Raw genomic sequence first — 12,559 nt, forward strand, 5'->3', positions numbered from 1 at the left:
GCCGAAGCAGTTAGGCTAGACAACGGCAGCAAAATTGGCTGAACGAGAGTGAGTGTGCCCCAGTGACCAGTAGTGAAGCCTCCGCACAACGGATCCCGCCGTTTGTGTCATTGGGGTCGGCACGTTCTGTCGCTGGCTTGGGCATGGTTCCGGCGCGCCCCGGGGCTCAATCGAAATCAGTTGCTTCTGCTGCTCCGACCCTGGCTGTTTCACGTGAAACAACCTCTGGTGGGCGCGCCAACGTCATTGATGCCATCGATGACTCCAGTCCCATTGCGCGGGAACTTGCCCATGAGACGAGGCGCCGGGAGCGCCTGATGGGTCGAAAGCTCCCCCGGCCGGAGAAGACCCGCATCTTTACTGTCTCCAACCAGAAGGGTGGGGTGGGTAAGACCACCACCACGGTGAATATCGCCGCAGCCCTTGCCACCGCGGGGCTCAACGTCCTGGTTATCGATATTGACCCGCAGGGAAATGCTTCCACTGCGCTGGGCATCGAACACCACGCAGATGTGGACAGCATTTACGACGTGCTGATCAACGACGTCGCGCTGGCTGACGTCGTAGCCCCTTGCCCGGACATCGGCAACCTCATTTGCGCACCTGCCACGATCCACCTTGCAGGGGCCGAGATCGAACTCGTTTCACTGGTGGCGCGTGAGCAGCGGCTCCGCCGGGCCATCGATGTCTACGCAAAGACGCGTGAGAAGAATGGTGAAGAGCGGCTCGACTACATCTTCATCGACTGCCCGCCCAGCCTGGGTCTCCTGACCGTCAACGCTTTCTGCGCTGCCAGTGAGGTACTGATCCCCATACAGTGCGAGTACTATGCGCTGGAGGGCCTGAGCCAGCTCCTCAAGAACATCGAGATGATCCAGAAGCATCTCAACGCGGATCTCGTTGTCTCCACGATTCTCCTGACGATGTATGACGGCCGGACAAACCTTGCCGCGCAGGTTGCCGCGGAGGTCCGGCAGCACTTCCCCGAGCAGGTGCTTTCAGCCGTGGTTCCGCGTTCGGTTCGCATTTCCGAGGCACCAAGCTACCAGCAGACCGTTATGACATATGACCCGTCGTCCAGCGGTGCGCTTTCCTATCTGGAAGCCGCTGCTGAAATAGCCGAACGCTAAAATCTTCACAACTGCAACGCCTGGAGCCCGGCTGGGGCCTGGCTCTACCACTGGAGGGATTTACCCATGAGCGAGAAGCGACGGGGCCTAGGCCGCGGTCTTGGCGCGCTGATTCCAAGTTCCGCCGCAACCACTGGTGCAGGTAATGGCGGAGCGGTGTCGCGGCCGGTGGATCTCTTCTTCCCAGAGGGCCGCAGGAAAGCCGAACCGGCGGAACAGCCGCCGGCAGCTGATGCCTTCAAGGACGATGCGAAGCAGAGCGCGTCTCCTGCTCCGCGTTCCTCCATCCCCAAGCAGTCCGCGCCTTCGAAGTCCAAGCCTGCGGCTCCCAAGCGTGCCGTACCGAAACCCGCTGCTGCTGCGACCGGTGCTAAAGCTGCCGCGGAGGTGCCACAGGAGCCGGCACCTGCTGCTGATGAAGCAGTTAGGCCTGAAACATCAGCAAACGAACCTGTGGCACCTTCCCCGGCTGGACCGTCGGCGGTCCCCGCGCCTGAGCAGGCCGAAACGGCGCCGGCGCCTGTAGCGCCCACTCCGGACGAGCCCCGCGAACCTGTCGAGCACGCCGATGGCGGTGTGGAGCTGGTGGAAGTTCCCGGAGCACGCTTCGCTGAAATTTCGGTCAGTGACATCCACCCGAACAGGAAGCAGCCCCGAAACGTCTTCGACGAAGACGACATGGCTGAGCTGGTGCACTCAGTACGGGAAATCGGCGTCCTCCAGCCGATTGTTGTTCGTACATCAACCGAAGATGGTAGTGAGCCTTACGAGCTCGTCATGGGCGAGCGCCGTTGGCGCGCTGTCCAGGCTGCCGGGCTGGACACAATCCCTGCCATTATCAGGGACACTACCGATGACGACCTCCTGCGGGACGCGCTCCTTGAAAACCTTCACCGGAGCCAGCTGAACCCCCTGGAAGAGGCGGCGGCGTACCAGCAGCTCCTTGAGGATTTCGGCACCACGCACGAACAGCTGGCGGACCGGATTGGACGCTCCCGGCCCCAGGTCTCGAACACCCTCCGACTGCTCAAGCTCCCGCCGCTGGTGCAGCGGCGCGTTGCCGCAGGTGTGCTCTCTGCCGGCCACGCCCGTGCTCTGTTGTCGCTTCCGGACGCAGCCGCCATGGAACGCCTGGCGCAGAAAATCGTTGCTGAGGGGATGTCTGTACGTGCCACCGAGGAAGCCGTTACTCTTTATCAGGATCCCGCGAAACCGGCCAAGAACAACATCCCGAGGCCCGGTGCCCGCCACGAGCGTCTCGATTATCTGGCTTCGTCCCTGTCAGACCGGCTGGATACCAATGTAAAGATCTCGCTCGGTGTCCGAAAAGGCAAGGTCAGTATCGAGTTCGCCAGTGTTGAAGACCTGAACCGGATTATGGACGTGCTGGCACCCGGATCCACCAATTGACTAAGTTCGGCACAAAAGAGGGTCTGATTCACCACGAATCGGCCCTCTTTTGCGTGGTTGGGCTACTGCCGTCCTGCCGCCTTTGCCAGTAAAGGAAATACGCCCGGCTGGACGCCATGAGCATCTCTTGTTCATGGCTCCTGCGAAGCGCACACAGGGCAAGGCCAGGGGTGGCTGTCGGATGCTACTTTCCGATGGTTTGCGGTCCAGTCAAACTTGATCGGTGACTGCGATCCTTTCGAGACCGGCTGTAAATGCTCTTTCCGTCATCCCTGCGATCATCCTGGCACTTGGATGCGTAGAATCCCGTCTTAATGCGTCCGGGTAATGGAACCGCCCTAGATCTGACGTCGCGACTGTTGCCTGAAACAGCGTTTCGCCCGCCGGTTTCGTTTCCTTCTTGCGGTCCTCCTGACGGCCTCGGCACAGTCCCTTCTATTGCCAGTATCTTTAGTGACTATCGATAGTTGCCGCGACCATTCGTTTGGAAGCAGTGCCGCGGGCGCTTCTACTAGCTTGGGGACTACGAGAGGACTTGCCGAGACGGGTAGCAGCACGTGTTTCACGTGAAACGGCTACATGTCGACGGTCGGTGCTACTAGCAGTCGACCACCTCCGCGTTTCACGTGAAACACGACGCGCATTACGCTGGGACCAAACCTGCGTGGCATCGTACAGCCGACGAGCACTGTCTAGGACCAGGGGCCTGGTGCATTGCACCGGTCGATATATTCGGGAGAAGCGGCCGCAAGGATCCCAGCGGGCTGGGACGATCCGGCAAGTGGATGGGTGACCGACCAGCGGTACTCCCCTCTGCTGCCTGCGGGCGCGGTTTGTCGGCCACTGTAGGCTAGTTGCCTGGGGTCTTATCTATCCTCGCAGTAAGACCCCTAGAGCGGTTCCTCAATATCGCGAGTCCGCACATCCGCGACGATTAGGCCCTCGTGAATACTCTGCAGTGGAGAAGGCCGGAAATCGATTTCAAGTTCCCGCACGCCTTCTCGCGTTTGTCGTTGATTCAGCGAGAATCAGCATCGAATCTAAGTGCTGCTGACGGCTCCCGTCCAAAGGGAAGCGCGCGTTTGCGGCATGTTTCACGTGAAACGCATTGCCCCATGTGCGTGTTCCTTGACGTGGGTAAAACCACAACCTGTACGCCAGAGATGTAAGCAGATGGAAATGCCACCGTGCTCTCCGACGCTAGCCAGGGGCAACATTGGTTCTGTGGTGGACGACAATGGCGGCGGGTGGTCCGAGGGGGTGGCGCCACGCAGTGGGCCATGGACGCAATTGGCTTATCCCGGGTGCAGCTGCAAACTGCTCGATCCGTTCAGCAGTCAGGAGCTCTTGGCGCGGGCTCTCCCCAACGTTCTGTCACGACGTTGCTGTCTTTTCGACTGAGTCGATGGGCCGGTCGTTGTAGCACCGCGTCGGCGGCCACAAGCAGCCACCCGTGCGCGTCCAAGGGCGGCCTGTTCTCCCGTGTAGGGTTTCTAGCTGCGATGTTGGCGATGGGCCATTTCGAGGGTAGTCGGTTCCGCAGCGGGCGGAGTGCTGGGGTCCGCAGAACCTATGTCCTGTCGAAGCGATTGGTCGGTGTGGGTACTCGTGGAGCTCACCGCCCGCATCCACGCTGCGGGCGGACATTATTTGGCAGTGATGGGTCCCCCGCGTAGGACACGAAGCGTATAGGGAAGATACATGGGCCAGCCAAACGGTGAGCGGAACCGCTGGTCGTAATGCCAGCTCTCGTTGCAGGCATGCCAGCAAACGTGAGCGGCTGTCGTTTGGGCGGCACCCTGGCGCACCCGTCCAGGAAGGGGCAGCTCAACGCAGAACCGGGCGGAAGCGGCACTCACGCCTGCGCCTGCTGGGCGTTGGGGCTGTTGGTCACCCGCAGTAGATGTCCTCGTCAACTGGTAGTTCTATGCTTGCGAAGCGAGTGGGCCATCCCCCGGCCCCGACTTCTTTCTGTAGTGATGACTTGCCTTCCGAGGCGCGGGGCGATGGGCTGACGGTGGCGAGTACCGACGCGCAACTGTTCCCACAAGCGCCCGTGTCCCAGTGGATAAGGTTGTGGATAACGCTGTGCATAAGTTGCCACGGGACGGCCCACTCACTCCGCGCCTTTTGCTGCTAGCCCTTAGGCTAGTGGGCTGGTCTCGAAGGCTGACGTCTGGGTATCGCAGCAAAAATCGCGTCAGTGTAGGCACGATCCGTTTCACGTGAAACACGGTGAGCGAGATCCGCTCCGCCGTCTTCGTTGCTTGTACGCCGATAGGTTGATTTCCGAGCCGGATGCGGCGCGGGACGTCGAGCCTACCCTAGGTTGCAGGGCGGTACTGGCGTGAGGGCGGACGGCCGGCGAATGCCACTGCTGCATCCGCCGCCAAATATCCGCTGGGACATGCGCAGGTCGGTCCGGGGACCCTGTGGATAACCGTGGGGATAACGATACGGCCGTGCTGTGGATAACATGTGGGTATGTTCACACCGACCACCCAGGTGGTTGGCAGTTGCTGCGCGCTCCTGGCGGTCGTCGTCCAGGGAACGCGTTTGTAGGTAGGGTCAGCATCCACCGCGTGTTCGGACCCATACCATCATGCTTGTAGATACCCTGGCTGGATCAGGTAAGACAGGCCGCAAGCGGGTGGCGCGACAGCACCTGTAGAGACTAATTGCTGCAGGCACACCCGCTGGCTCACCGACAGTTGGGCGAGCACGACTGCATGCGGCGAGTACGGTTCAAGCTGCCCGGTGTGGTCGCCTGGTTACAGAGATGTGACTCCTGTCTCGGTAGTAGCGACCCGCGCCGTTGGTTCACCGCCTCCGCTGCGATGCTCGCCGTCCAAAGCGTCGAATCGGTTACGTTCATCCTTCTGGTGGTCCAATCAGGGTTCGCACCACAGCTCACTACATCCACGAGCCCGAGGCGTGTGTGGCTGTCGATGACTGCCAATGCGCTGGCCCGGCGTCGGTCCCGGACCACGGCTGCTGCGGTGTCCAGTCTTCAGCTTGCCGAGGAGCCCGGCTGCGGACTCTCGGTACAGTCTGTGACCGCCAAGTCCCAATGTGGTTTCACGTGAAACAGTCATTGACGGGTTTGGCGCCTCTGCCGTCGGCTCCACTCCCTGAGGCCCCTGGTAGGTACAGTGATCGGAAAACCTCCCCCGCCGGCAGGAGTCCTTCCAGCTACGCGCCGGTCTCTGTGCCGCAGGCGAGCTGGCGGATTCAAGGTGGTGTGAAGGGCGTAGGGCGGGAATCATTACCTTGGACGGTAGTGTTCCGCCGGGCCGCAGCCTACCCCACCATCCGGACATCGTGATGCCGGTCGTGAGGCCCGCACTCTTGGAGCGGCACTTGCGTATCCAGTCGGACCCTTCTGTCCCGTAGGGCCGTAGCTCCGCCGTTCCTGGAACATGCGGAAGCGATGAACAGTGTTGTTCGTACTTTGAGGATGGGGCAGCAGGATTGGAGTGCTGTTGGCTTTCGACGAAGACTAAGGAGGAGGAAGCGGATTAGCGCCCCTTCTCTCTGCGGCAAGAGCGCCGCTGCACCGCAGGGTCGTGGCCGCCTGCCGGCGTTACACCACTAGGGTGCCAGGCGTTTCCCCACACGAGATGTGCAGAGTTCGCTCGTAGCCGGAACATTCACCCCCTACGAATATTCACCTCCTACACTGCCGAGCAACTGCATTCTGACGAAGGGAAACGCAAGTTGTCGCTTGCGACCCTATATGTCGGGCACAGATGGAACGGATGGATGCCAGGAGCCGCCGCCGGTGATTCCCAAGGAAAAGATCAGTCGACCGTGTGGTGTTACGTTAGAGCCCGAGGCCCAGGCCGCCAATAGAGTGCCGGTCAGACGGGCAATGCTGCTCGTCCAGCCTCCTTCCGACTGCGCATGTCTATGTTTCACGTGAAACGGAGCAGGCACCACGTACCCAGCCACTCCGCTCGGACGTCTGACGCCAGCTTCTTTGCTCGCGCAGCCTTGGGCGAGTGGGGGTCTCCATGATGGAGCGCCACACTCCGATCCCTTCCAGCTTCCATTGCCGATCCCCGAACCGCTGCTGACAGTAGCAGTTCCCACGAACTACCGCGCATGGGGATAGCCCCGCTCGTGAATGGTGTGTGCCGGTGGCATCAAGGGAACCGCAGGAGCGAGGGGCGGTGCGAGCAGGGACTGTCGGCTGAACACTGACATGTGCGGAATGGAATCAACCGTCAAAAGAGGGATTACCCGCCGGATAACCAGCTGCGCGATGTTTCACGTGAAACGCCGATACTTGAGGCAGAAGTTCCCGCTTCGGGACGGCGCCGGATCACAAAAGCCAGGTTGTGGTTAAAAGAAGACGTGGTCACCACCCAAGGGGCGGTGACCACGTCAAGACAGGTTCAGATCCTGTACGACTTCCTGAAACTTCTAGGAGAGGACGTCGGCGAATTCCTTTTCGAAGAACTGCTTCGGCTTTGCACCGATCACAGTGTTCTTTACTTCGCCACCCTGGAAGAGGTAGACGGCGGGAATGGAAGTAATTCCATACTCTGCAGCGATGGAAGGGTTGTCATCGACGTTTACCTTGACGACATCGACCTTCTCACCGTATTCAACGGAGATCTCATCGAGGATGGGGCCCAGCTTGCGGCAGGGACCGCACCACTCAGCCCAGAAGTCGACGATGACGGGCTTGTCTGATGACAGGACATCGGTTCCGAAACTTGCATCAGTTACGTCTTTTGCGTTGCTCATGACCTTCTCTTTCTTTTCGATATCAGTGACGCGGACTATGCGTGCAGGTCGGCGAGGTAGTGCTCTACGTCGATGGCCGCCACACACCCGGAGCCGGACGCAGTGATGGCTTGGCGGTAGGTAGGGTCAACGACATCACCGGCTGCAAAGACACCCGGAACGCTGGTCCTCGAGCTGCGGCCGTCCACTGCGATGGTTCCCTCGGGGGTGAGCTCCAAAACATCCTTGACGAGGTCCGTGCGGGGATCGTTGCCGATGGCCACGAACACCCCGGTCACCGACAACTCGGACAGGGTTCCATCCACAAGATTCTTGACTCGCAAACCGGTGACCTTGTCTCCGCCCAGGACATCGTCAACAGTGCTATTCCACACGAAATTGATCTTCTCGTGAGCCAGGGCCCGGTCGGCCATGATCTTCGAGGCCTTCAGCGTGTCGCGCCGGTGTACAACCGTTACGGACCTGGCGAACTTGGTGAGGAACAGTGCCTCTTCCATGGCGGAGTCTCCCCCGCCGATGACTGCAATGTCCTGGTCCTTGAAAAAGAAACCGTCGCAGGTTGCACACCAGCTGACGCCGTGGCCTGAAAGGCGCTTTTCGTTGGGCAGGCCCAACTCGCGGTATGCCGAGCCGGTGGAGAGGATGATCGCCTTAGCCTTGAAGGTTTCACCAGTGCCGATCGTGACGGACTTGACCGGTCCTTCGAGCTCGAGTGCGGTGACGTCCTCGAACTGGATGTCCGTGCCGAAGCGGGCCGCCTGCTTCTCGAAGTTCTCCATCAGGTCCGGGCCCATGATCCCTTCCGGGAATCCGGGGTAGTTCTCCACGTCGGTGGTGTTCATCAGCTCACCGCCAGCGGTCACCGATCCTGCGAACAGCAGTGGTTTGAGGTTGGCGCGGGCGGTGTAGACGGCCGCCGTGTAGCCTGCCGGGCCCGAGCCCACGATGATGACATCACGTACGTCGGACGCCGTGCTTTCTGCGATGGTCACTGGACGGTGAACCTCTTCCTTGTTCGACTCGCCTCCCGGTGGAGGCCGGCCACATGGCACAACTGCGGCTGCATGCTGAATATTCCAGCGCCCGGGCAAGGTGATCCGTCGAAGACGGCACAGGTCCATCGGCCGGGCGCCCTTCCCAGATTACAGTCCCCCGGGCGTACGTTTAGGCCGGGGGTAACAGAGCGCACAAGCGCGGTCGGTCACAAAAGCGGCCGTTGCCTGGACGGCAACGGCCACTGGGTTTGCAACGGCGGCAGCAGGCTACTGGACTTTGATCTCCGCCAGGCGGAGGCCGTATCCGTAACGCGTCTTCGGCGCAGCGAGCTTGGGAAGCGAATTGATGGAGACAATCACGTACTGGGCCTGAACAGGCTCCCCCACGGGGATGTTCAGATCGGTGGAGGTAAAGCTGTTGGTCCCCACAGTCTTGGCGCCGTCCAAGGAAGGCTGGTTATTGGTGTAGACAGTGATGTTTCCGCCTGATCCACCGAGCTGGGAAAGGGTAACCGAAGACACGGCTGCGGCGGCTTTCAGCTTCACTACCAGTTGCACGCCCTGCGGGGCCAGACCGCCCCAGTTTTCACTCGCGAACTCCATGTCCGACCAGTAGCTGGCTGCGTTGCCGTCGTAGGCCTTGACCAGATCGCGGTCGAAGGTGGCTGCGAAGTCGAAGTTCCCCTGCCGGATGACACTTTCGATGGCCGGCGGTGCCGCGGGCGGCGCGGACGGGGGTGCCTGGCTTGCGGGCGCGGAGGCCTGCGGCGCGTTGCTGACCGGGGATGTAACCTTGGCCTGCGGTTCGGGGGTGAACAGGCTGCCCAATTTGGTGACAGCGAAAACCAGGCCGGCAATGAGCACAACAGCGAGGAGGCCGCCTACCAGCCACCGCATGGAACGTGGCTGCTTCCCGGACTCATCGCGGTCATCGTCGCGGTCCGCGAAGGAGACACCGGCTGCCGCGGGCGCTGCGGTCCGGGCAAAGAGCGCCGACTTGCCCTTGACCGGCCGGGAATCGCCGTCATCGTCGATACCTTCGTAACGGTCCTGATCCCCCGCCTGCGCGTAATCGTCATCCGACCACAGGGAAACCTTCGGTTTCCCTGCAGCACTGGCCTGTTCGGCCCCGGGACGATCCCCGGCAGGGCCGCCGGAACCGGGCGTCCCGGTGGCTGGAGCAGTAGGCACAGGTCCGGTTTCCACAGGTCCGGTGTCCAGTTGCCGGGAACCGGAGCCGGAGCCGGCCGCAGAAGCGGCGTCATCGGCGGCATGCTGCACCGGCTGGGCTGCCGTGGCATCGGGATCGACCCGCGATGCACCGGAACCCGACTTGGCGGCAGCGGCAGCCGCAGCGGCACCTGCACCGGCGGCAGCACCTGCAGCAGCTCCTCTTCCGGCGGCCGCCGCAGGACGGACGGGAGGCCGGGGAGGCACGGCAGGAGAAGAACGGTAAGGATCAACCTGGCTGGGGTGCGCGTCCTGGTAGTTGATGTAGCCGGCCTCGACGTTGTCTTCTTCGTCGTACGGCTCGGGCTCGTGGGAGCGCGGCTGGCCGAAGATTTCGCTGCCCAGGGTGTCAGTGAAGAACGGCTCAACGTAGGGAGGGTTGGTGGCCACCACGAGATCCAGCAGGTCAGCGGCTGACGTGTGGTTGGTGATCAGGTAGGTGGCGGCGTCGGTGACTCCAAGGTCCAGGACCTGCACGGTGCCGGGGCGTTCGCCGGTGGCAACCTCCCGGGCGCTCTGCGCCACCTGTTCGGTGTTTTCCGGTCCGGCAACCAGGATGCTGACCGGGCGGTTGAGGACCTGGTCCACACCATCCAGCACCAGATCGTGGTCGTGCGAGGCCAGTACCGTGGCTGTGACCTTATAGCGGCCGCCAAGTACTGATCCGACATCGATCGGGTTGGACACGTGTTCCTCCTAGGCTGTCCGGAATCGCCGGCTTGGATGATGCAACCGCCGTTCAGGTTCCGCGTGCGGCTAACCCTGAATGCAACTACCCCTGTACCTGTTCGATCCTAGCCGATCCGGCCCGGACGGCCGCGGAGAAGACGGTTCTCAAACCGCGCGCGTATCACTTCTTCCGCCTGCGCCGGGATTTGAAATGCGGGTTTTCCCCGGCCCTGCCCTGGAACGTGCGGCGCCCCGGAAGCGGTATCTGATCACGGAGCAGGCCACCGCGGGCGGTGCTCGGCTGGTCCTCCGCCGGCAAATAGCCGTCGTCGGCACCGTGGTGCGTTCCGTCGTCGTACGTCTCCCGGCGCCCCGCACCTCGCTCCGGGTCCGGGCCCGCGCGGAAGGAAACGGAGTCGAATTCGCCGGAAATGCGGGGAATCAGGCCCGTGTCCACCGAGGTGGTGGCCCGCTCGGCGCGCTGAACGCGCCCGGCGCCGGCGTGGACGGGGGCGGACGACGGCGGGGTCCCGGCATCCGGGGGGCCGTCCTGGCGGCCGCGGCCCAGCCGCCCCAGGAGCGGGCGCAGCAGGTCGCGCAGTTCGGAGACCCGGAACAGCTTGAGCAGGAAGAAGTAGACCACCAGCATGATGGGCCCCACCACGATGACGGTCACCAGCGCTGTGATCCGGTTCTGCCAGGCGAAGCCGTCCGGGCTGTAGCTGCCCATGAGCCAGAGGGCGCCGGCGCCGGCGATCGCCGAGCCCAGGGCTGCGTACCCCATCCGGATGTAGGAGTTGGCGATCCGCGCGCCGTCCAAATGGCCCAGCATGCGCCGCAGGAAGAAGGCGCTGATGACCACCGAGAGGATATTGCCGGCCATGTAGAGGACGGCGATGGCGTAAATGATCTGGTTGACGGGGAGGAACTGGATGGCGAAGGCGCCGGCCACGTACACCACCGCCAGCAGCAGCTGGACATAGAACGGTGTGCGGGCATCTTCGTTGGCGTAGAACACGCGGGACATCATGAAGTTTGCGCTCATGAAGGGGGTGCTGAGCGCCAGGATGGTGAGCGTCTGGGCCAGCATCACGCCGTCCTGGCGCAGGCCGCCGGAGAAAAACATGCCCAGCGGACCGGCGAGGGCGAACAGCGCCAGGGCGCCAAAAACCGTGGCAACAGCCATGGTCCGCAGGCCGTGCGAGAGCGCGTCGCGCAGTTCCGCCCGGTTGCCGTCTTGGGATGCGCGGGTCATGCGGTTGAACAGGACCGTGGCCAGGGACAGCGCAATGATTGAGTGCGGCAGCAGGTACAGCTGGCTGGCCACCTCCAGCACCGCGTTGCCCGGAAGGGTGGCGGCGGACGGGTCACCCGCCTGCTGCAGCCGGAGGCGTTCGGCGCCGGGAATGGTGGCGATGCGCATGACATACAGGAAGGCCAGCTGGCCGACGGCGGCAGTCAGCAGCGTCCACACGCTCAGCCTTGCTGCGTGGCCCAGTCCCACGCCGCGCCACCCGAAACGGGGACGGAGTCCGAGCTTCAGCCGCATCACCGGAACCATCAGGATGGCGGTTTGGGACAGCACACCAATGGTGGAGAACCCGGCAACAAAAAGTGTCTGCGTGCTCCCCCAGTTGTCCAAAGTGTGCGGGTTGAACTCGTTGGTGCCGAAAATCCAGATGAACATGCCCAGACCGGCGATCGCCACCACGTTGTTCAGGATGGGAGCCCACATAGCAGGGCCAAAAGCGCCGTTGGCATTCAGGACCTGCGTGAGCAGGGCGTAGAGCCCGTAGAAGAAGATCTGCGGCAGGCACCAGAACGCGAAGGTGACCGCCAGTGCCTTCTGCTGTGGCGAATAGCCCTGAGTGGTCAGCTCAATGACCGCCGGCGCTGCCAGGGTCACTATCGCAGTAAGGCCCAGGAGGAGCAGGACGGCCAGCGTCAGCAGCCGGCTGATGTAGTCGGCTCCCCGGTCCGGCGCCTTGCTGGCCTTGATGATCTGCGGCACCAGCACTGCATTGAAGACGCCGCCGGCCACCAGGAGGAAGATCAGGTTGGGCAGGTTGTTGGCGTTGATGAAGGTGTCGTTGACCGTTGATCCCAGGCCGAGGGCTGTGCCGAGCATCCAGGTCTTGCCGAAGCCCAGGAAGCGGGACACGAGCGTCCCGGCAGCCATGATGGCGCTGGAACGGGTCTCGCTGGCGCCGGCAGCCGCAGGCTGGGCAATGTCCGGTGAGGCCGGTTCCGGGGGGACGCCGTCCGGCGCCGCGTCGTCCGGCCGGCCGGACCTGTCGGAAGGGAAGTTGGTAGCTGACATCGAGTTCATCGTCTCACCCGCCGTCGCTTTACACGGCAACGACGGCGGCGTGG

6 protein-coding genes are annotated in these 12,559 nt (G+C 62.6%); 2 read left to right on the forward strand and 4 right to left on the reverse strand.

The genetic code is table 11. The features are described 5' to 3' along the window. The first annotated feature begins 62 nt into the window (after window positions 1-62). Window positions 63-1,130 (forward strand): ParA family protein, encoded by a 1,068-nt coding sequence (locus tag AC3IMC_RS18180; RefSeq protein ID WP_490920136.1) that lies wholly within the window; start codon window positions 63-65, stop codon window positions 1,128-1,130. A gap of 66 nt (window positions 1,131-1,196) precedes the next feature. Next, window positions 1,197-2,540, forward strand: coding sequence for a ParB/RepB/Spo0J family partition protein (locus tag AC3IMC_RS18185; RefSeq protein WP_490920137.1), 1,344 nt, complete (start codon window positions 1,197-1,199; stop codon window positions 2,538-2,540). A 4,425-nt stretch (window positions 2,541-6,965) separates the two neighbouring features. On the opposite strand, the gene trxA is transcribed toward AC3IMC_RS18185, so the two are convergent. The 4 genes from trxA to murJ all read right to left on the reverse strand — a co-directional run bounded on the left by trxA (window position 6,966) and on the right by murJ (window position 12,506). Beyond that, window positions 6,966-7,292: a thioredoxin gene (gene trxA, locus AC3IMC_RS18190; RefSeq protein ID WP_490920139.1), complete on the reverse strand. Its 327-nt coding sequence runs from the start codon at window positions 7,290-7,292 to the stop codon at window positions 6,966-6,968. 35 nt (window positions 7,293-7,327) lie between these two features. After that, entirely contained in the window at window positions 7,328-8,284 is a 957-nt protein-coding gene (gene trxB / locus AC3IMC_RS18195; protein WP_490920141.1) for a thioredoxin-disulfide reductase, read from the reverse strand. 270 nt (window positions 8,285-8,554) lie between these two features. Then, window positions 8,555-10,204, reverse strand: a complete 1,650-nt coding sequence (locus tag AC3IMC_RS18200) for an ABC transporter substrate-binding protein (RefSeq protein WP_490920143.1) — start codon at window positions 10,202-10,204, stop codon at window positions 8,555-8,557. A 163-nt stretch (window positions 10,205-10,367) separates the two neighbouring features. Further along, window positions 10,368-12,506: a murein biosynthesis integral membrane protein MurJ gene (gene murJ, locus AC3IMC_RS18205; RefSeq protein WP_490920145.1), complete on the reverse strand. Its 2,139-nt coding sequence runs from the start codon at window positions 12,504-12,506 to the stop codon at window positions 10,368-10,370. Between the last annotated feature and the right edge of the window lie 53 nt (window positions 12,507-12,559).

It is taken from the genome of Arthrobacter sp. E70 (assembly GCF_058266945.1).